Below are 20,818 nucleotides of genomic sequence, written 5' to 3'. Positions count from 1 at the left end.
GACTATGATGACTCAACCGTTGGCGGGAGCGAAATCAGTGGTAACTGAGAATGAACTGGATATTCGGGGTTTGTTTCGCGTGTTATGGGCAGGCAAACTTTGGATTGCGGGGATCGCGCTGGGGTTTGCACTGTTAGCGCTGGCCTATACGTTCTTTGCAAAACAAGAGTGGAGCGCCACGGCAATCACTGACAAACCAACGGTTAACATGCTTGGGGGGTTCTATTCCCAACAGCAATTCCTGCGAAACCTGGATATCAAAGCTAACCTCGCCACGCCGGATCAGGTCTCCGTTATGGATGAGGCCTATAAAGAGTTTGTGATGCAACTGGCTTCGTGGGATACGCGCCGCGACTTCTGGTCCCAGACGGATTACTACAAGCAGCGTCGGGTTGATAACACCAAAGCCGATGCCGCTCTGCTGGACGATCTGATTAACAATATTCAATTTATGCCGGGCGACGCGCTGCGTAATGTGAATGACAGCGTCAAGCTGATTGCAGAAACCGCGCCGGACGCCAACAACCTGCTGCGTCAGTATGTCGCGTTTGCCAGCCAGCGTGCCGCAAGCCATCTTAACGAAGAGCTTAAAGGCGCCTGGTCGGCTCGCACCATCCAGATGAAAGCGCAGGTGAAACGTCAGGAAGAGGTGGCTAAAGCGATTTTCGCTCGCCGTGTACACAATATTGAGCAGGCGCTGAAAATTGCGGAACAGCACAATATTTCCCGTACTGAGACGGACGTACCGGCTGATGAACTGCCTGATTCAGAGATGTTCCTCCTTGGCCGCCCCATGTTGCAGGCACGTCTGGAAAACCTTCAGGCCGTCGGTCCTGATTTTGACCTCGATTACGATCAAAATCGCGCGATGCTCAATACGCTTAATGTCGGTCCATCTCTGGACCCGCGTTTTCAGACCTATCGTTATTTGCGAACGCCTGAAGAACCTGTAAAACGCGATAGTCCGCGTCGTGCATTCCTGATGATCATGTGGGGGATTGTAGGCGCACTGACGGGCGCTGGCGTGGCGTTAACGCGTCGTCGCACAAACTAAGAATGCCGTCTACGATGAAGGCTGCGGCCTTCATCGCCTAATCGAAGAGAATCGATGTGAAAGTACTAACCGTATTTGGCACCAGGCCGGAGGCCATTAAGATGGCACCTCTGGTTCATGCGCTGGCCAGCGATCCTGATATTGAAGCGAAAGTGTGCGTCACGGCCCAGCACCGTGAGATGCTCGATCAGGTGTTAACGCTCTTTTCCATCGTCCCGGATTACGACCTCAATATTATGAAACCGGGGCAAGGATTGACGGAGATAACCTGTCGCATTCTGCAAGAGCTGAAGCCTATCCTGGAGTCATTCAAGCCTGACGTGGTGCTGGTACACGGCGACACCACCACTACCGTGGCGACCAGCCTGGCCGCGTTTTACCAGCGAATTCCCGTGGGGCATGTTGAGGCGGGTCTGCGTACCGGCAATCTTTATTCGCCGTGGCCGGAGGAGGCCAACCGCACGCTAACGGGCCACCTGGCGATGTATCACTTTGCGCCTACGGAAAACTCGCGTCAGAACCTGCTGCGTGAAAATATCGCCGATAACAAAATCTTTGTGACCGGCAATACGGTCATCGATGCGTTAATTTGGGTACGTGACCGGGTCCTGGCAAACCACGAGCTTAAGAACGAACTCGCTGCCCGCTATCCATTCCTGCACAACGGCAAAAAAACCATTCTGGTCACCGGCCACCGTCGCGAAAGCTTTGGCCGGGGTTTTGAGCAAATCTGTCACGCGCTGGCTGAAATCGCGGCGCAGAACGACGACGTGCAGATTGTCTATCCGGTCCATCTCAATCCTAACGTCAGCGAGCCGGTTAACCGCATCCTGGGTCATATCGAGAATGTCCTTCTGATTGAACCTCAGGACTATCTGCCGTTTGTCTGGCTGATGAACCATGCCTGGCTGATCCTTACCGATTCCGGCGGCATTCAGGAAGAAGCGCCTTCTCTTGGCAAGCCGGTGCTGGTGATGCGTGAAACCACCGAACGTCCGGAAGCGGTCAAAGCCGGTACGGTGCGTCTGGTCGGCACCAACGCGGAACTCATCGTCGAAGAGGTCACGCGCCTTCTGCATGACGACGAAACGTATCAGGCGATGAGCCGGGCCCATAATCCGTATGGGGACGGGCAGGCTTGTGGCCGTATTTTGCATGCACTTAAACACAATCAGGTATCGCTATGAGTTTTACTACCCTCTCTGTCATTGGTCTTGGCTACATTGGCTTGCCCACCGCGGCGGCGTTTGCCTCTCGTCAGAAACAGGTTGTCGGTGTGGATATCAACGCCCGTGCGGTGGAAACCATTAACCGTGGCGAGATTCATATTGTCGAGCCCGATCTTGACCGCGTGGTGAAAGAGGCGGTGGAGGGCGGCTTCCTGCGCGCCAGTACCACGCCCGTTGAAGCGGATGCTTACCTGATTGCCGTTCCAACGCCCTTTAAAGGCGACCATGAGCCCGACATGGTCTACGTCGAGGCGGCGGCAAAGTCCATTGCCCCTGTGCTGAAGAAAGGGGCGCTGGTGATCCTGGAATCAACCTCTCCGGTCGGTGCTACCGAGCAGATGGCGCAGTGGCTGGCCGACGCGCGCCCTGATTTAAGCTTCCCGCAACAGGCGGGGGAGCAGGCGGATATCAACATTGCCTACTGTCCGGAGCGCGTCCTCCCGGGCCAGGTCATGGTCGAACTGATTAAAAACGACCGCGTTATTGGCGGTATGACGCCCGTCTGTTCCGAGCGCGCCAGCGCGCTGTACAAGATTTTCCTGGAAGGCGAGTGTGTGGTGACAAACTCCCGCACCGCCGAGATGTGCAAGCTGACGGAAAACAGCTTCCGTGACGTTAATATCGCCTTTGCGAACGAACTGTCGCTGATTTGCGCCGATCAGGGGATTAACGTCTGGGAGTTGATTAGCCTGGCGAATCGCCATCCGCGTGTAAACATTCTCCAGCCAGGCCCGGGCGTGGGTGGACACTGCATCGCCGTCGATCCGTGGTTTATTGTGGCTCAGAATCCGGCGCAGGCGCGCCTGATTCGCACCGCGCGTGAAGTGAACGACAGCAAACCTCACTGGGTGCTCAATCAGGTCAAAACCACGGTAGCGGATTGTCTGGCAGAGAGCGGAAAGCGCGCCAGCGAGCTGAAAATTGCCTGCTTTGGTCTGGCATTCAAACCCAACATTGACGATCTGCGTGAAAGCCCGGCAATGGAAATTGCTCAGATGATTGCCGAATGGCACAAGGGTGAAACGCTGGTGGTTGAGCCGAATATCCATGAGTTGCCGGCAAAACTGGCGGGGCACTGCACGCTGGCTGCGCTGGATGAGGCGCTGGCGACGGCGGACGTGCTGGTGCTGCTGGTGGATCATCAAGCGTTTAAAGCGACGTCCGGTGATGCGGTGCGTCAGAAGTATGTCGTTGATACCAAAGGTGTCTGGCGTTGAACAGCCTGAACGGGGTACTTGAGCCCCTGCAGTGGGAGAGTGCCTTTTTCGGCCTGCCGTCGGCCATTGTGCGTCTGCGCGATGATGCGCCGGTACTGGCTGAATCGGATTTCATCGCCTGGCAACGGATTCAGGCGAAGATCCCGGCGGACCGTACCGACCTGCTTGATGCGCTCCAGCAACGCGGTTTTCAGCTGGTGGAAGGTGAGGCAGACCTTTCCATAACCCTCACCCGGCATGATGCACCCGGCGCTGAAATCGCAACCGAACAGGATATTCCCGTGCTGCGTCAGATGGCGGCTCAGGCGTTTGCGCAGAGCCGCTTTCGTACGCCCTGGTACGCACCTGACGATAGCGGCCGTTTCTATGCCCAGTGGATAGAGAATGCGGTTAAAGGCACCTTTGACCACGTCTGCCTGGTTTTCCGCGCAGGGGACGGTCAACTCCAGGGGTTCGTCTCGCTTCGCAAGCTCAACGTGCGCGAGGCGCGTATTGGCTTATTAGCCGGGCGCGGCATGGGTGAGAAACTTATGCAGGCGGCGCTGCACTGGGCGCAGCAGCAGCAGGTTGAGACGCTGCGGGTGGCGACCCAGGTGGGCAACACCGCCGCGCTTAAACGTTATATTGCGAGTGGTGCCAACATCGACGCCACCGCCTACTGGTTATACAGGTGACAAGATGATTCCATTTAACGCACCACCCGTCCTCGGAACGGAACTCGACTATATGCAGTCTGCCATGGGCAGCGGCAAACTCTGCGGTGACGGCGGTTTCACCCGTCGCTGTCAGCAGTGGATGGAACAGCGTTTTCGCAGCGCCAAAGTACTGCTGACCCCATCCTGTACGGCATCGCTGGAAATGGCCGCACTGCTGCTGGATATCCAGCCCGGCGATGAAGTGATCATGCCGAGCTACACCTTCGTTTCCACGGCGAATGCGTTTGTCCTGCGCGGGGCGAAAATCGTCTTTGTGGATATCCGCCCGGATACCATGAACATTGATGAGACGCTGATTGAAGCGGCGATCACCGACAAAACGCGCGCGATCGTGCCGGTTCACTACGCAGGTGTGGCCTGTGAAATGGACACCATCATGGCCATCGCCAAAAAACATAACCTGTTTGTGGTGGAAGATGCCGCGCAGGGCGTGATGTCGACCTACAAGGGACGCGCACTGGGCACCATCGGCCACATCGGCTGCTTTAGCTTCCACGAAACCAAAAACTACACGGCAGGTGGAGAGGGTGGCGCGACGCTGATTAACGACCGGGCGCTCGTGGAGCGTGCGGAAGTGATCCGCGAAAAAGGCACCAACCGCAGCCAGTTCTTCCGCGGCCAGGTAGACAAATACACCTGGCGCGATATTGGCTCCAGCTATCTGATGGCGGATCTGCAGGCCGCGTACCTGTGGGCGCAGCTGGAAGCCGCGGATCGCATCAACCTGCAGCGTCTCTCCCTGTGGCAAACCTATTACGATGCGCTGGAACCTCTGGCAAAAGCCGGGCGTATTGCGCTGCCAACGATTCCGGCGGATTGCGTCCACAACGCGCACATGTTCTATATCAAGCTGCGCGATAACGACGACCGCAGCGAGCTCATCGCCTGGCTGAAAGAAGCCGAAATTATGGCGGTGTTCCACTATATCCCGCTGCACTCCAGTCCGGCGGGCGAAGCGTTTGGAACGTTCGCGGGTGAAGACCGTTACACCACCAAAGAAAGTGAGCGGTTGCTTCGTCTGCCACTGTTCTACAACCTCGCGCCAGTTAACCAGCGTACGGTGATTAATACCCTCCTGAGTTATTTCGGCTGATATGTCTCTGGCAAAAGCATCGGTGTGGACCGCCGCGTCCACGCTTGTAAAAATTGGGGCCGGGCTGTTGGTCGTCAAGCTCCTGGCCGTCTCATTTGGCCCGTCAGGAGTGGGGCTGGCGGGTAATTTCCGTCAGCTTGTCACCGTCCTTGGCGTGCTGGCCGGTGCCGGTATCTTCAACGGCGTCACCAAATACGTTGCGCAGTATCATGATGATGCGGCCCAGCTCCGCAGGGTGGTGGGCACCTCCTCGGCGATGGTCACGGGTTTTTCGACCCTGATGGCGATTATCTTTCTGCTGGCGGCGGCGCCCATCAGCCAGGGATTATTCGGTCACACCCACTATCAGGGGCTGGTGCGTCTGGTCGCATTGGTTCAGATGGGGATTGCCTGGGCTAACCTGCTGCTGGCGCTGATGAAAGGGTTTCGTGATGCTGCCGGGAACGCGCTTGCGTTGATCCTGGGCAGCGTTATCGGCGTGATTGCCTATTATTTCTGCTATCGCCTGGGTGGCTATGAAGGCGCACTGCTGGGGCTGGCGCTGGTTCCGGCGCTGGTGGTTGTGCCTGCGGCATTTATGCTGATGCGTCGGGGCGTCATTCCGCTGAGCTACCTGAAACCGCAATGGGACTCGATGCTTGCCAGCCAACTGGGTAAATTTACCCTGATGGCGCTCATCACCTCCGTCACGCTGCCGGTGGCCTACGTGATGATGCGAAACCTGCTGGCGGCGCACTATAGCTGGGATGAGGTCGGGATCTGGCAGGGCGTAAGCAGTATTTCCGATGCCTATCTTCAGTTTATTACGGCTTCCTTTAGCGTTTACCTGCTGCCAACCCTGTCGCGTCTGACGTCCAGACAGGACATAACGCGCGAGATTTTCCGATCGCTGCGCTTTGTATTGCCGGCCGTCGCGGCTGCCAGCTTTACCGTCTGGTTATTGCGCGATGTCGCCATCTGGCTGCTGTTCTCGGCGAAGTTCACCGCCATGCGCGATCTCTTTGCCTGGCAGCTGGTGGGTGATGTACTGAAAGTGGGGGCTTACGTTTTCGGCTATCTGGTGATCGCGAAAGCGTCCCTTCGGCTCTATATCCTGGCGGAAATTAGCCAGTTTGTTTTACTGACGGCATTTTCACACTGGCTGATACCGACGCACGGTGCGCTGGGGGCGGCTCAGGCCTACATGGCAACCTATATCGTTTATTTCGCCGCCTGTTGCGGTGTATTTTTATTGTGGCGTAAACGCGCATGACTGCACTGATTCACATCCTGGGATCGGATATCCCACACCATAACCAGACCGTTTTGCGGTTCTTCAACGACGAGCTGGCATCGGGAGATCCTGATGCGCGTGAGTTTATGGTTGCAGGTCAGGATAAGGGCCTGAGCGAGGCGTTTCCGGCACTGACGATTCGCTTCTGGCCGGATAAGGCCTCACTGGCGAAGGCGGTGGTTGCCAAAGCCAAAGCGGATCGTAAGCAACGTTTCTTTTTCCACGGGCAGTTCAATACCGGCCTGTGGCTGGCGCTTCTCAGCGGAGGGATTAAACCCTCCCAGTGCAGCTGGCATATCTGGGGAGCCGATCTTTATGAAGTCTCCCGCGGCTGGAAATTCCGTCTTTTTTATCCCCTGCGCCGCATGGCTCAGGGGCGCGTAGGCTGCGTTTTTGCTACCCGCGGCGATCTCAACTATTTTGCTAAACAGCACCCGAACGTGCGCGGCGAGTTGCTCTATTTCCCCACCCGCATGGATCCGGCGCTGAATGCCATGGCGAATGACGCGGTGCGAGAAGGCAAGCTGACGATTCTGGTGGGGAATTCCGGCGATCGCAGTAACGAACATGTCGCGGCGCTCAGGGCGGTGCATCAGCAGTTTGGCGACACGGTGAACGTGGTGGTGCCGATGGGCTATCCCGCCAACAACAGCGCCTATATCGACGAGGTTCGTCAGCAGGGGCTGGCGCTGTTTAGCGCTGAAAATCTGCACATCCTCAGCGATAAGCTGGAATTTGATGACTATCTTGCGCTGCTGAGAAAATGCGATCTCGGTTATTTCATCTTTGCCCGGCAGCAGGGGATTGGCACGCTGTGCCTGCTGATTCAGGCAGGTGTACCGTGCGTGCTCAACCGCGACAACCCGTTCTGGCAGGACATGGCCGAGCAGCATATTCCGGTGCTGTTTACCTCAGACACGCTGAATGTCGAGGTGGTACGTGAAGCTCAACGTCAGCTCACGCTGGTGGATAAAAACAGCATCGATTTTTTCAGCCCGAATTATCTCACGCCGTGGCACCGCGCGCTGCGTATCGCTGCAGGAGACAAAGCATGAGTCAGTTGCAATTCAGCGGCTTACTGGTTGTCTGGCTTCTGAGCAGCCTGTTTATCGCCACGCTCACCTGGTTTGAATTCCGCCGCGTGCGCTTCAACTTTAACGTCTTCTTCTCGTTACTGTTTCTGCTAACGTTCTTTTTCGGCTTCCCGTTGACCAGCATACTGGTCTTCCGTTTTGACGTGAGCGTCGCGCCGCCGGACATTCTGCTACAGGCGCTTCTGGCGGCGACCTGCTTCTATGCGGTTTACTACGTCACCTATAAAACGCGTCTGCGTTCAGCGCAGACAGCTGCCCCACGCCGGGCGCTCTTTACCATGAATCGGGTGGAAACCCACCTGACATGGGTGATGCTGATGACTATCGCCCTGGTCAGCGTTGGCATCTTCTTCATGCATAACGGCTTCCTGCTTTTTAAACTCCACTCCTACAGCCAGATTTTTTCGGCAGAAGTCTCGGGCGTGGCGCTTAAGCGTTTCTTCTACTTCTTCATCCCGGCGATGCTGGTGATCTTCTTCCTGCGCCAGGACAGCAAAGCGTGGCTGTTCTTCCTGGTCAGTACCGTCGCATTTGGCATCCTGACCTACATGATTGTGGGCGGTACGCGCGCGAACATCATCATCGCCTTCGCGATTTTCCTGTTTATCGGCATTATTCGCGGCTGGATCTCGCTCTGGATGCTGGTTGCAGCAGGCGTGTTTGGCATTGTGGGGATGTTCTGGCTGGCGCTGAAGCGCTACGGGATGAACGTGGCGGGTGATGAGGCGTTTTACACGTTCCTTTACCTCACGCGCGATACGTTCTCGCCATGGGAAAACCTGGCACTGCTGCTGCAAAATTATGACAGGATTGATTTCCAGGGGCTGGCGCCGATTGTTCGCGACTTCTACGTCTTTATCCCTTCCTGGCTATGGCCGGACCGTCCTGGCGTGGTGCTGAATACGGCGAATTACTTCACCTGGGAAGTGCTGAACAACCATTCCGGTCTGGCAATTTCACCCACGCTGCTCGGTTCCCTGGTGGTGATGGGCGGGGCATGGTTCATTCTCCCCGGAGCGGTTGCCGTGGGGCTGATTATCAAGTGGTTCGACTGGCTTTACCTGCGTGGCAATGAAGAGACCAACCGCTATAAAGCGGCCATTTTGCACAGTTTCTGCTTTGGTGCCATTTTCAATATGATCGTTCTGGCGCGCGAAGGTCTGGACTCGTTCGTTTCGCGCGTGGTGTTCTTCATGGTCGTTTTCGGCATCTGCCTGTTACTGGCCAAACTGTTGTACTGGCTGTTTGACAGCGCCGGGCTTGTGCACAAGCGCGAGCGGCAGGGCAGCACAACGCTGTCTCAAGTCTGAGTAAGGATAGTAATGACTGATAGAATTTCTGCACCGCGCTATGCGCTACGTGGTCTGCAGCTGATTGGCTGGCGCGACATGCAGCACGCGCTGGATTTTCTGTTCGCCGACGACCAGATGAAATCCGGTACGCTGGTGGCCATCAACGCGGAAAAGATGCTGGCGGTTGAGGATAACGCGGAAGTCAAAAGCCTGATAGACGCGGCCGAATTTAAATACGCGGACGGGATCAGCGTGGTTCGCTCTATCCGTAAAAAGTATCCTGACGCTAATGTTTCCCGCGTGGCGGGTGCCGATCTCTGGGAGCAGCTTATGGCCCGTGCAGGCGCGCAGGGAACGCCCGTGTTCCTGATTGGCGGGAAGCCGGAGATACTGGCCCAGACGGAAGAGAAACTGCGTCGTCAATGGAATGTTAATATTGTCGGCAGCCAGGATGGTTACTTCAAACCGGAAGATCGGCAGGCGCTGTTTGAGCGCGTTCGTGACAGCGGGGCGAAGATTGTCACCGTGGCGATGGGGTCCCCGCGCCAGGAGATCCTGATGCGTGACTGTCGTCTGGTCTGCCCGGATGCCCTCTACATGGGCGTTGGCGGCACATATGACGTCTTTACCGGCCACGTCAAGCGTGCGCCAGCGGTCTGGCAACATCTGGGGCTGGAGTGGCTGTATCGCCTGCTATCGCAACCGACACGCATTAAACGACAGATCCGTCTGCTTCGCTACCTCGCCTGGCATTACACCGGGAAAATGTAATCAAAATGTAGCGCGATATGCTATTCGCGCTGCAACTCGCCTGCAAAACTGCTGATAATCTGTGCAATGCATTCATTTTTTTTATGCATCGTTTGCCATTTGGCACATTTTAAGAAACCATTCGCTCCGTATTTTAGTCCCCCTAAAAAACAATACCCGGTCTTAAGTCGGGAAACAGCAAACACAATCGAGGATCTATGGCAGAGAAAAAACAGGAGCTACAGCGTGGGCTGGAAGCTCGTCATATTGAACTGATAGCGCTGGGCGGCACTATCGGCGTGGGCCTGTTTATGGGCTCCGCCAGCACGCTCAAGTGGGCAGGCCCTTCCGTATTACTGGCGTACATTATTGCCGGGCTGTTTGTTTTCTTCATCATGCGTTCCATGGGCGAAATGCTCTTCCTGGAGCCGGTAACCGGCTCCTTCGCCGTTTACGCGCACCGGTATATGAGCCCCTTTTTCGGCTACCTGACAGCCTGGTCATACTGGTTCATGTGGATGGCGGTGGGCATCTCCGAGATCACCGCGATAGGGGTCTACGTCCAGTTCTGGTTCCCGGACATGGCCCAGTGGATACCCGCGCTTATTGCCGTGGGGCTGGTGGCGCTGGCAAACCTGGCCGCCGTGCGTCTTTATGGTGAGATCGAGTTCTGGTTCGCGATGATTAAAGTCACCACCATCATCGTGATGATTGTTGTCGGCCTGGGCGTGATTTTCTTCGGCTTTGGCAACGGTGGACACGCTATCGGTTTCGGTAACCTGACCGAAAACGGCGGCTTCTTTGCCGGCGGCTGGAAGGGTTTCCTGACGGCGCTGTGTATCGTTGTGGCTTCGTATCAGGGCGTAGAGCTGATCGGTATTACTGCCGGTGAAGCGAAAAATCCTCAGGTCACGCTGCGTAGCGCGGTGGGCAAAGTGCTGTGGCGCATCCTGATTTTCTATGTGGGCGCGATCTTCGTTATCGTAACCATCTTCCCGTGGAACGAAATTGGCACGACGGGTAGCCCGTTCGTTTTAACCTTTGCCAAAATTGGCATCACGGCGGCGGCGGGCATCATCAACTTTGTGGTCCTGACGGCCGCGCTGTCAGGCTGTAACAGCGGGATGTACAGCTGTGGGCGTATGCTCTATGCGCTCTCGAAGAATAACCAGCTGCCTGCGGCGATGAGCAAAGTGTCACGTGCTGGCGTGCCGGTGGCGGGCGTGGCGGTTTCGATTGCGATCCTGCTGATTGGCTCTTGCCTGAATTACATCATTCCCAATCCGCAGCGGGTGTTCGTTTACGTCTACAGCGCCAGCGTCCTGCCGGGCATGGTGCCGTGGTTTGTTATCCTCATCAGCCAGCTGCGTTTCCGTCATGCGCATAAAAAGGTGATTGAAAGCCATCCGTTCCGTTCAATTCTGTTCCCGTATGCGAACTATTTAACGATGGCGTTCCTGATTTGCGTATTAATCGGAATGTACTTTAATGAAGATACCCGCATGTCGCTGTTTGTCGGGATGATCTTCCTGGCCGCTGTAACGGCTGCCTATAAGCTTTTTGGTCTCGGTCGCCGTGCCACCACGCAGAAAGTGGAGGAATAAGCGGCAAAATGTGCAAACGATAACCAAACGCGCATTTTTTTCAAAAAAGCACTAGACAGCGGGGACGGAGGTACGTAATATCCAGCCCCGCAACGGCGCTAAGCGCCCGTAGCTCAGCTGGATAGAGCGCTGCCCTCCGGAGGCAGAGGTCTCAGGTTCGAATCCTGTCGGGCGCGCCATTTTAGTCCCGGCGCTAGAGCTGCGGTGGTCTGAGAAGTAGTCAGTACCGCGTGAAAGAATACAGTGGTGGCTATAGCTCAGTTGGTAGAGCCCTGGATTGTGATTCCAGTTGTCGTGGGTTCGAATCCCATTAGCCACCCCATTATTGAAAGAGTTGTGAATTGCGAAGGTGGCGGAATTGGTAGACGCGCTAGCTTCAGGTGTTAGTGTCCTTAGGATGTGGGGGTTCGAGTCCCCCCCCTCGCACCACGACTTTTTAAATGAATTGAACTAAAAATTCAAAAAGCAGTACATCGGCGAGTAGCGCAGCTTGGTAGCGCAACTGGTTTGGGACCAGTGGGTCGGAGGTTCGAATCCTCTCTCGCCGACCAATTTTGAACCCCGCTTCGGCGGGGTTTTTTGTTTTGTGCCACTTTTCACCCCTGTAGTGATTCCCCGACAGCGCCCTGTTTCATTGTCGCGATTCAGCGACATATAATGCATTGAAAATAAACATATTTACTATCCATAGGTTTTGCTGTCTCCTCCTGGCGACATATTTCTGCGTTGACCGATATGTTGTAGCGATTAAGACGACGCTTAACAGCATAATTTCCTTTTATCTTAAAATGTTGCGTCATGTAAAAGTTCTGCGTGTCATGTTGGCACGTTACGTGCAATAATATGCGTGTAGATGCTCATTCCATCTCTTATGTTCGCCTTCGTGCCTCATAAACTCCGGAATGACGCAGAGCCATTTACGGTGCTTATCGTCCACTGACAGATGTCGCTTCGGCCTCATCAGACACCATGGACATAACGTTGAGTGAAGCACCAAATATGTTGTCTTACAGACCTGTTTTAACGCCTGCTTTTATAGCAGGCGTTTTTTTATGCCTTATTCCCGGTACCGGCGCACGATCAGGGCAACCATCACAAGGGCCGCTGACGAGACAGCATAGAGTGCGGCTACTGAGCCAAACCCGGCAGCCACTGCCGCTGCGATGCCGGTGAAGAGAGAGGCGCTGAGCGTTTGCCAGCGCCAGGCTTTACCACTGGCCGAAGCGGTTTGCGTAATATGAAAACTACTGAGAACGCCAAACGTCCCGGCCGCGAACAGAACATTCGAAGCCAGATGCGCGATAAAGATCATCCCCAGCGCACATGCCATCCACCCGGACAACAACGGCAGCATTCCATAAGCGGCCAGAAAGATGCCGAGACAAACGATGATGCGTGGCGTGCGAGCGGCAAAGCGCGTCAGGCTCTCTTTTTTTAGCAACATGGGGCCGCAAAGCTGTCCCAGGCTCCTTGAGAAAAGCAGCGGCAGAGCAAGGCCCGCCGCATCCTGAGGATGGATTTGCTGTGCCAGTGCCGGAAGCAGTGCCATGGCCGGCGAGCCGACGGCCGCCAGCGCTGGCAGGATGAGCAGACTGCGTTTCTGCCGAACGGTCAACGTCCGCCAGCGTAATGCCGCAGGGGCTTCCTCTTCCTCGAGGGACGGGAGTGATGGCGCAGAAAACCGGCGTCCAGCCAGCCATAGCATGAGCAGTGACCCGAGAAAGCTGGCGGCATCAATGGCCAGCAGGGTAAATACGGATATCTTCTGAAACAGCATCACGCCCAGGCCGGTCCCCAGCAAAACCTGAGAAGCAAAAATCACATTTTCCAGACAGGTCGCAGCAGGCAGCTCCGCTTCGCTGAGACCGCGCTTGAAGAGCAACGTCAGCGCGGGCCAGCTCATCCCGCTGAGCAGCGCTTCGGTGGATTGCACGGCGAGTAACGCGGTAACGCTGTGATAACCCACACCAAGGAGGGGAAAGAGCAGGGCGAGCAATCCCAGCGCCTCGGTCAGTATCAGCAGGGCGATCGGAGAACATCGGGAGCACAGCTTTTCGCCGATCGTACTCCCGATAAACCCCGGTACCGTAGCGAAAAGAAAAGCGAGGGTGAGCAGTGCGGGCGGGGCTGACCATGCTAACAGCAAGCCGAAGACCACGACCTGTGTTAAGCCATTCCCCAGCGAAGAAAAGATAAAAGCACAAGCAAGGAGGCGCAGCCAGCGGTGGCAGCGCAGCGCTTCAATCAGCGCATAGAGAAGCGAGTTCATGACGATTTCCTTTCAAAAACGATTTAATCCACGCTGCAGAATGTGCGCGTGTGTGAGAAAAAGTTAATGAAAAGAGAACGTTACATTGGCGGGCTCGTTTGCGGATGCAGGTGTAAAGAATGTAGCAGCAGAAAGGCGATAAAAAAAGGAGGCCGTCTGGCCTCCTTTTTGATTATTGCTGGGTACCGTTGTTTTGCAGGGTCAGCAACAGCCCGTCACGGCGCATGGCGGCGGCCTCTTCCGGCTTATGCTGCTTGTCCAGCGTATCGGCAAGCCAGGCGTAGTCGAAGGCGTCCGGACGCTGCTTCAGCGCTGCACGGAAGGCGAGGCTCGCCTCCTGCCATTCGCCGTGCTTCATCAACGACTGGCCGAGCGTGCTCCACAGCAGCGGTCGATCGCCGACGGTTTTAATCTGCTGACGCAGCACTTTTTCGATTTGCTCAGGATTGTTGGTTTTCAGGCGCGGGATCACCATCACCAGACGATCGTCGTACTGACGCTTCAGACCGTCGAGGAGGATCTCCTGAGCCGTGTCGTGATCGTCACACTCGATGAGGTGTTCCGCCATCGCCACCTGCAGAGGAACCTGCTGACGCGTTTTACGGCTCTGATTCTTCCACCACGTTTTCAGACCGTCGCTGCCCAGGTCTGCGCGCGCCTGATCCATCAGGCCAATCCACGCCAGACGCTGAAGCTCATCACGATGTTCATCGTCGCCCACCTCGGCCTTCGCCATCGACGGAATGATGTCCAGCAGTGAGCCCCAGGCGCCGGTACGAATATAGGCCTGCTCGGCAAGGCGCAGCACTTCCGGATGACGCGGCGCGACTTCCAGCAGACGGTCGATGCCGTGGCGAGCCGCGTGATTCTCATTGCGTGCCAGCTGCAGACGAACGCGCGTGATTTCCACCGGAATCGGGTCGCCGTGAGCCAGCTCAGCCGCTCGCTCCAGATGCTGATTAGCGCGGGCTTCATCACCGCGCTGCTGCGCCGCTTCGGCCGCCAGCAGATAGTTCACCACCGGCTGTTCGGCATGGTCGGCGTTTTTCGACATCAGCTTTTCAACCTGCTGATAGTCACCCTCTGCGAGCTTAAGCAGCGCCTGCTTGGTCTGTTTACGGGCGCGACGGCGCTTACGGCCAACGAACCAGCCGCGGGTATGGGCACCGGTACGGAAAATACGGCGCAGGATCCACTCGATCGCAAACAGCACCACCACGCCAAGGATCAGAATGATCGTCAGACCCGTTACGCTGGTTTCAATGTTGTAGTTATCGGTCTGGATCAGGACATAACCCTGATGACCCGCAAGCATAGGCCCCAGGACGATCCCGGCGATCAGCAGGATAAAGAGTAAGAGGACTTTTAGCATCGTTACTCTCCCTGCGGTGCGCTTTCAGGCGCAGGAGCCGGAGCAGGTGCCGCTCCGCTCGTCTGCTCAGCCGGCACGCCCGGCTGCGCCAGCAGGTTACGCACGCGCGTCTGCATCAGTTTCTCCAGAATCGGCTGGCTGGTCAGCTTGTCCGGCACGTTCATGGTGATGTTCTGCTGACTCAGCTTATCAATGTCTTCGAGGAAGGCGGTGGTCGTCGCATCATCGGTGTTGTAGTAAGCGCGTACCCACGTTGAGACGTTATCCAGCGCCTGTTTATAGGTCTCTTCCTGATGACGCGGCACGGCCTGGGCCGCCACCAGCAGGCGGGAACGAATGTTCTCGCGCAGATAGATGTCCTGGTTCGGCGCGAGCAGCGGTACGGCAGTTTCGTCGCGACGGCGGATAGTGATAAAGCTGTCCATAAAGTTCTGCCAGCTTTTCTGCAGGTTTATGCGCCATTCGCTCAGCGAGCTGGAAAGCTCCGTACCGTCGGAATCCATCGGGGAGTCGTCGTCGTTGTTATCCGCCAGCTGCAGGTTATCAATTTGATTCGAAAGCTGGTTCACCTTGAGGATAATGCCGTCGTAATCCACCTGCGAAACGGCGGAGAGGCTGGCGATGTCTTCGGTAATCGCGCGACGAGCTGCGATGAGGCTTGGATCGTTCATGTCTGCCAGGCTCGCATCGGCGCTTTTCAGCAGCGCGGCGGCAGTGGTGACGTCCTGATCGCTCCAGAGCTTACGTCCGGCGAGCTTCACCAGGAAGTCAGCCTGCGAGAGCAGCCAGGTTTTGGCATCGGTGCCGGAAATCGTGGCGACTTTCTGCTGTACTTCACCCAGCTGTTTGGTCAGCTCTTCCTGTTTGCTGTTCGCTTCGGCAAGCGCGGCGGTCTGCTGCTTAATCACGGCTTCCAGCTCGGTTTTCTGCGTCTCCTGCTCTTTTTGCAGGGCAGTGAGCTGATTCACCAGCGCATCGCTGGTGGACGTCTGGTTAGCGCTCTGTTGCTTCACCAGCCCGTACAGGCCAACCCCCGCTGCCAGCGCAATGGCGATGGCAATCGCGCTCAGCGTGAGGCTTGTTTTGTTGCTGCCGTTTTTCTTCTCAGCGGTTTTCTCAGTCGTCTCTGGCTGTGGCGTCGTCTCCACAGTCTCCCTGGTCTCTTCAACCACGGCGGAGGATTTGTCGTGTTCCGTCATTATGGCTTCCCATTTGAGAGTTATTGTAATGCGCGCAGCAGCGCATCGTTGTCGGCGTTATCAGCGATCCGAATATCCTGCCAGCCCAGTTCCCGGGCCTGGTTCGCCAGACGCTCACTGACGACCAGAAGCCGACAGCGGAGTAACCAGTTTTCGCGATACCAAAGCGGTATCAGCGCCCAAAGCTGTTGTAACATTTCACCGCTGGTGACCACCAGTGTATTGATGCCTCGCGCGTGCCAGCGCATCGCCTCTTCCGCGCCATCGTAGTGTTTTGCACAGCGCTGATAGCACTCAACGAACGTCACGTTCGCACCACGTTCACGCAGCGTTTCGCCCAGCAGCTCGCGCCCCCCATTGCCGCGCAAAATGAGCGCACGCTTTCCGGCAACAGTTTGTAATTCAGGTAATTGTAGCAAGACTTCAGTGATTTCCCGATCTAACGGGTAACGAACGTCCGCGCCGCTTACGGTATGCAGCGCCAGTGCCGTTGTGCGGCCAATCGCGAAATAGCCGGGGGCGGTTGGCCAGGCCATGTCCTGCTGCTGCAGCTGTGCGTGGGCAAATTCCACGGCATGCTGCGACAGCGCAAACAGCAGGTCACCGTCCTGAAGGGTATTCATCTGGTCGGCGAGCGCAGAGAGCTCGCGACCGGGGGAGAATTCAATGAGCGGAAAACTCCAGGCCACCTGCCCCAGTGTGCGCAGACGGCTCACTAACTGCTCTCCTGCGGGAGAAGGGCGGGTGACGAGAATACTCATGCAGGGGGCTCTCCATTATATACGTCAGCCAGGATCTCGCGGGCGCCATTATCCAGTAACTCTTCCGCCAGCGACACGCCAAGCTGCTCGGCATCTTGCGCGTTACCGCGACGTTCGCCGCGCACCATCTGCGAACCGTCCGGGGCGCCTACCAGCGCGCGCAGCCACAGTTCGCCATTCGTCAATTCAGCATAGCTGCCAATTGGCACCTGGCACCCGCCTTCGAGGCGGGTATTCATCGCCCGCTCCGCTTTTACGCGCGTAGCGGTTTCGTCATGATTCAGTGGGGCAAGCAGCTCGCGGGTACGCACATCGTCCAGACGGCACTCGATGCCGACGGCACCCTGGCCAACAGCGGGCAGTGAGAGCTCTGGCGGCAGCGCTACGCGAATACGTTCTTCCAGCCCCAGACGCTTCAGGCCGGCAACGGCGAGGATAATGGCATCGTAATCGCCGTTATCCAGCTTGCCCAGACGCGTGCCGACGTTACCGCGCAGCGAGCGGATGATCAGGTCAGGACGACGCTCCGCCAGCTGACACTGACGGCGTAAACTCGACGTACCAACCACGCTACCCGCTGGCAGCGCGTCGAGCGAGTCATAGCGGTTAGAGACAAACGCATCGCGCGGGTCTTCGCGCTCGCAGATGGTCACTAGCCCCAGCCCTTCCGGGAACTCGACGGGCACATCTTTCATCGAATGTACGGCGATATCGGCGCGGTTCTCAAGCAATGCCAGTTCCAGTTCTTTGACAAACAGGCCCTTGCCGCCCACTTTCGCCAGCGGCGTATCGAGGATCACGTCACCGCGCGTGACCATCGGCACCAGCTCGACGCGCAATCCACTGTGGCAGGCTTCCAGGCGCTGCTTCACATAATGTGCCTGCCAGAGCGCGAGAGGGCTTTGGCGTGTGGCAATTCTCAAAACATTGTCTAACATGCTTGTTACCGTCATTATCAATCGCTAACCATCCTAACATTGTTGACTCTGGGATGGCAGTTTTACGGTTGATGAAGAGTGAGAGGGACAAGGCGGCGTATTCGTCAGCCATAGCCGTATTCAGGAATTTACACGTACAGAACGGTGCTACACTTGTATGTAGCGCATCTTTCTTTACGGTCAATCGGCAAGGTGTTAAATTGATCACGTTTTAGACCATTTTTTCGTCGGTACCACCAAAAATGATAAGGGCGAAAAAGGGTAACGGTTATCTTTTTGAAATACTGCGGGTCCGCTGTTACTCGTGTTTTGAATAGCTGCGACACCCGGAAACATCAGGCGATACGTCTTGTACCTCTATATTGAGACTCTGAAACAGAGACTGGATGCCATAAATCAACTGCGTGTGGATCGCGCGCTTGCTGCTATGGGCCCTGCTTTCCAGCAGGTATACAGTCTGCTGCCGACATTATTGCACTATCACCACCCGCTGATGCCTGGCTACCTTGATGGTAACGTTCCCCAGGGCATTTGCCTTTTCACGCCTGATGAAACCCAACAGCATTATTTGAACGAGCTGGAACTCTACCGGGGCATGCCGCCACAGGAGTCCCCGAAAGGTGAGCTGCCGATTACCGGCGTTTACTCTATGGGGAGCACCTCATCGGTAGGGCAAAGCTGTTCTTCTGACCTGGACATCTGGGTCTGTCATCAGTCCTGGCTCGACAACGAAGAGCGTCAGCTGCTGCAGCGTAAATGCAGCCTGCTGGAGAGCTGGGCGGCATCGCTCGGCGTGGAAGTGAGCTTCTTCCTGATTGATGAAAACCGTTTCCGCCATAACGAAAGCGGCAGTCTGGGTGGTGAGGACTGCGGCTCGACCCAGCACATCTTATTGCTGGATGAATTCTACCGTACTGCCGTTCGCCTGGCCGGGAAACGTATTCTGTGGAATATGGTCCCGTGCGAAGAAGAAGAGCATTACGACGATTACGTCATGTCGCTTTATGCGCAGGGCGTACTGACGCCAAACGAATGGCTGGACCTCGGCGGTCTCAGCTCACTGTCTGCGGAAGAGTATTTCGGCGCAAGCCTCTGGCAGCTCTATAAGAGTATCGACTCACCGTACAAAGCTGTGCTGAAAACGCTGCTGCTGGAAGCCTACTCCTGGGAATACCCGACGCCGCGCCTGCTGGCGAAAGACATCAAGCAGCGCCTGCACGACGGGGAGATCGTCTCCTTCGGGCTGGACGCCTACTGCATGATGCTGGAGCGCGTAACCGAATACCTGAAAGCCATTGATGACACCACGCGTCTGGACCTGGTACGTCGATGTTTCTATCTCAAAGTCTGTGAGAAGTTGAGCCGCGAACGCGCCTGCGTGGGCTGGCGTCGTGAAGTGGTCAGCCAGTTAGTAAAAGAGTGGGGATGGGACGACGCGCGTCTGTCCATGCTCGACAACCGGGCCAACTGGAAAATCGATCAGGTGCGTGAAGCGCACAACGAACTGCTCGATGCGATGATGCAAAGCTACCGTAATCTGATCCGCTTTGCGCGCCGCAACAACCTCAGCGTTTCCGCCAGTCCGCAGGATATCGGGGTATTGACCCGTAAGCTGTACGCCGCGTTTGAAGCGCTGCCGGGTAAAGTCACGCTGGTTAACCCGCAGATTTCGCCTGACCTGTCAGAACCGAACCTGACCTTTATCTACGTGCCGCCGGGCCGCGCGAACCGCACCGGGTGGTATCTGTACAACCGTGCGCCAAGCATGGATTCCATCATCAGCCATCAGCCGCTGGAATATAACCGCTATCTGAACAAGCTGGTGGCCTGGGCCTGGTTTAACGGCCTGCTGACCTCGCGCACGCGCCTGTTTATCAAAGGCAACGAGGTGGTCGATCTCGCTAAGCTGCAGGAGATGGTCGCAGATGTGTCGCACCACTTCCCGCTGCGTCTGCCTGCGCCGACGCCAAAAGCGCTCTACAGCCCGTGCGAGATTCGCCATCTGGCGATCATCGTCAACCTGGAATATGACCCGACGGCGGCCTTCCGCAATCAGGTGGTCCATTTTGACTTCCGCAAGCTGGACGTCTTTAGCTTTGGCGAGCAGCAAAACTGCCTGGTGGGCAGCGTGGACCTGCTGTACCGCAACTCGTGGAACGAAGTGCGTACCCTGCACTTCAACGGCGAGCAGGCGATGATCGAAGCGCTGAAAACCATTCTCGGCAAGATGCACCAGGATGCCGCGCCGCCGGACAGCGTGGAAGTGTTCTGCTACAGCCAGCACCTGCGTGGATTGATTCGTACCCGCGTGCAGCAGCTGGTCTCGGAGTGTATCGAGCTGCGTCTCTCCAGTACCCGTCAGGAAACCGGGCGCTTTAAAGCGCTGCGCGTCTCCGGCCAGACCTGGGGCCTGTTCTTTGAACGTCTCAACGTGTCGGTACAGAAGCTGGAAAACGCCATTGAATTCTACGGCGCGATTTCGCATAACAAGCTGCATGGCCTGTCGGTGCAGGTGGAAACCAACCACGTTAAGCTCCCGCAGGTGGTGGACGGCTTTGCCAGTGAAGGGATTATTCAGTTCTTCTTTGAAGAGTCGGGCGACGATGCCGGGTTCAACATCTACATTCTGGATGAGACCAACCGCGCCGAGGTGTATCACCATTGTGAAGGCAGTAAAGAGGAGCTGGTGCGCGACGTCAGCCGCTTCTACTCCTCTTCGCATGACCGCTTTACCTACGGCTCAAGCTTTATCAACTTTAACCTGCCGCAGTTCTACCAGATTGTGAACGTCGATGGCCGTGCGCAGGTGATCCCGTTCCGCACTCAGGCCGTCACGCCTGCCGCGCCTGCCAATCAGGACACCGCGCCGCTGTTGCAGCAGTATTTCTCCTGAGCCTTTGCGCCGGGTGGCTAATGCTTACCCGGCCTACGGTTCGAGCCGTTGTAGGCCCGGTAAG

At 56.5% G+C, this 20,818-nt stretch carries 16 protein-coding genes and 4 tRNA genes; 15 read left to right on the top strand and 5 right to left on the bottom strand.

Annotated elements, in window-relative coordinates:
• Positions 1-7: 7 nt before the first annotated feature.
• The 14 genes from wzzE to ACEPLT_RS21450 all read left to right on the top strand — a co-directional run bounded on the left by wzzE (position 8) and on the right by ACEPLT_RS21450 (position 11,873).
• Positions 8-1,054 (top strand): ECA polysaccharide chain length modulation protein, encoded by a 1,047-nt coding sequence (gene wzzE, locus ACEPLT_RS21515; protein ID WP_008501563.1) that lies wholly within the window; start codon positions 8-10, stop codon positions 1,052-1,054.
• Positions 1,055-1,110: 56 nt separating this feature from the next.
• Positions 1,111-2,241 carry a non-hydrolyzing UDP-N-acetylglucosamine 2-epimerase gene (wecB, locus tag ACEPLT_RS21510; RefSeq protein ID WP_023615519.1) on the top strand — a complete coding sequence of 377 codons (1,131 nt, stop codon included), beginning with the start codon at positions 1,111-1,113 and terminating at the stop codon, positions 2,239-2,241.
• Positions 2,238-3,500 carry a UDP-N-acetyl-D-mannosamine dehydrogenase gene (gene wecC / locus ACEPLT_RS21505; protein ID WP_232929270.1) on the top strand — a complete coding sequence of 421 codons (1,263 nt, stop codon included), beginning with the start codon at positions 2,238-2,240 and terminating at the stop codon, positions 3,498-3,500. The genes wecB and wecC overlap by 4 nt, the downstream gene beginning before the upstream one ends.
• The gene (gene rffC, locus ACEPLT_RS21500) at positions 3,497-4,174 is read left to right on the top strand and encodes a dTDP-4-amino-4,6-dideoxy-D-galactose acyltransferase (protein ID WP_021242837.1); all 678 of its coding nucleotides are present in this window, start codon (positions 3,497-3,499) and stop codon (positions 4,172-4,174) included. The genes wecC and rffC overlap by 4 nt, the downstream gene beginning before the upstream one ends.
• Positions 4,175-4,178: 4 nt before the next feature.
• Entirely contained in the window at positions 4,179-5,309 is a 1,131-nt protein-coding gene (gene rffA / locus ACEPLT_RS21495) for a dTDP-4-amino-4,6-dideoxygalactose transaminase (RefSeq protein WP_232929268.1), read from the top strand.
• 1 nt (position 5,310) lies between these two features.
• A complete protein-coding gene (gene wzxE / locus ACEPLT_RS21490; RefSeq protein WP_008501558.1) occupies positions 5,311-6,561 on the top strand; it encodes a lipid III flippase WzxE in 1,251 nt (416 codons plus the stop codon).
• On the top strand, positions 6,558-7,637 hold the full coding sequence (locus ACEPLT_RS21485; RefSeq protein ID WP_008501557.1) for a TDP-N-acetylfucosamine:lipid II N-acetylfucosaminyltransferase: 1,080 nt from the start codon (positions 6,558-6,560) through the stop codon (positions 7,635-7,637). Before wzxE ends, ACEPLT_RS21485 begins: the two co-directional genes overlap by 4 nt.
• Positions 7,634-8,986 carry an ECA oligosaccharide polymerase gene (gene wzyE / locus ACEPLT_RS21480; RefSeq protein ID WP_232929267.1) on the top strand — a complete coding sequence of 451 codons (1,353 nt, stop codon included), beginning with the start codon at positions 7,634-7,636 and terminating at the stop codon, positions 8,984-8,986. The genes ACEPLT_RS21485 and wzyE overlap by 4 nt, the downstream gene beginning before the upstream one ends.
• 12 nt (positions 8,987-8,998) lie before the next feature.
• The gene (gene wecG / locus ACEPLT_RS21475) at positions 8,999-9,739 is read left to right on the top strand and encodes a lipopolysaccharide N-acetylmannosaminouronosyltransferase (protein WP_232929265.1); all 741 of its coding nucleotides are present in this window, start codon (positions 8,999-9,001) and stop codon (positions 9,737-9,739) included.
• A gap of 197 nt (positions 9,740-9,936) precedes the next feature.
• Entirely contained in the window at positions 9,937-11,322 is a 1,386-nt protein-coding gene (gene thrP / locus ACEPLT_RS21470) for a bifunctional threonine/serine APC transporter ThrP (RefSeq protein WP_055321507.1), read from the top strand.
• Between the two features lie 102 nt (positions 11,323-11,424).
• Positions 11,425-11,501, top strand: a tRNA-Arg gene (locus tag ACEPLT_RS21465).
• Positions 11,502-11,568: 67 nt separating this feature from the next.
• Positions 11,569-11,644: transfer RNA gene (locus tag ACEPLT_RS21460), tRNA-His, on the top strand.
• Between the two features lie 21 nt (positions 11,645-11,665).
• Positions 11,666-11,751: transfer RNA gene (locus tag ACEPLT_RS21455), tRNA-Leu, on the top strand.
• Between the two features lie 45 nt (positions 11,752-11,796).
• Positions 11,797-11,873: transfer RNA gene (locus ACEPLT_RS21450), tRNA-Pro, on the top strand.
• 506 nt (positions 11,874-12,379) lie between these two features.
• On the opposite strand, the gene ACEPLT_RS21445 is transcribed toward ACEPLT_RS21450, so the two are convergent.
• The 5 genes from ACEPLT_RS21445 to hemC form a co-directional block, all read right to left on the bottom strand.
• Positions 12,380-13,591 (bottom strand): MFS transporter, encoded by a 1,212-nt coding sequence (locus tag ACEPLT_RS21445; protein WP_032675635.1) that lies wholly within the window; start codon positions 13,589-13,591, stop codon positions 12,380-12,382.
• 172 nt (positions 13,592-13,763) lie between these two features.
• A complete protein-coding gene (hemY, locus tag ACEPLT_RS21440; RefSeq protein WP_232929263.1) occupies positions 13,764-14,963 on the bottom strand; it encodes a protoheme IX biogenesis protein HemY in 1,200 nt (399 codons plus the stop codon).
• A gap of 2 nt (positions 14,964-14,965) precedes the next feature.
• Complete coding sequence (hemX, locus tag ACEPLT_RS21435; RefSeq protein WP_232929262.1) at positions 14,966-16,162, bottom strand: uroporphyrinogen-III C-methyltransferase; 1,197 nt, start codon at positions 16,160-16,162, stop codon at positions 14,966-14,968.
• 20 nt (positions 16,163-16,182) lie between these two features.
• Positions 16,183-16,923, bottom strand: a complete 741-nt coding sequence (hemD, locus tag ACEPLT_RS21430) for a uroporphyrinogen-III synthase (protein WP_023345088.1) — start codon at positions 16,921-16,923, stop codon at positions 16,183-16,185.
• Positions 16,920-17,861 carry a hydroxymethylbilane synthase gene (gene hemC, locus ACEPLT_RS21425; RefSeq protein WP_032635435.1) on the bottom strand — a complete coding sequence of 314 codons (942 nt, stop codon included), beginning with the start codon at positions 17,859-17,861 and terminating at the stop codon, positions 16,920-16,922. The genes hemD and hemC overlap by 4 nt, the downstream gene beginning before the upstream one ends.
• A gap of 349 nt (positions 17,862-18,210) precedes the next feature.
• On the opposite strand from hemC, the gene cyaA reads away from it, so the two are divergent.
• Positions 18,211-20,754, top strand: coding sequence for a class I adenylate cyclase (cyaA, locus tag ACEPLT_RS21420; RefSeq protein WP_008501547.1), 2,544 nt, complete (start codon positions 18,211-18,213; stop codon positions 20,752-20,754).
• The last annotated feature ends 64 nt before the right edge of the window (positions 20,755-20,818 follow it).

The sequence above is a fragment of the Enterobacter sp. fkY84-1 genome (genome assembly GCF_052974705.1).
Note: the sequence above shows the minus strand (reverse complement) of the source record. Positions and strands in the feature narration are given on the sequence as shown.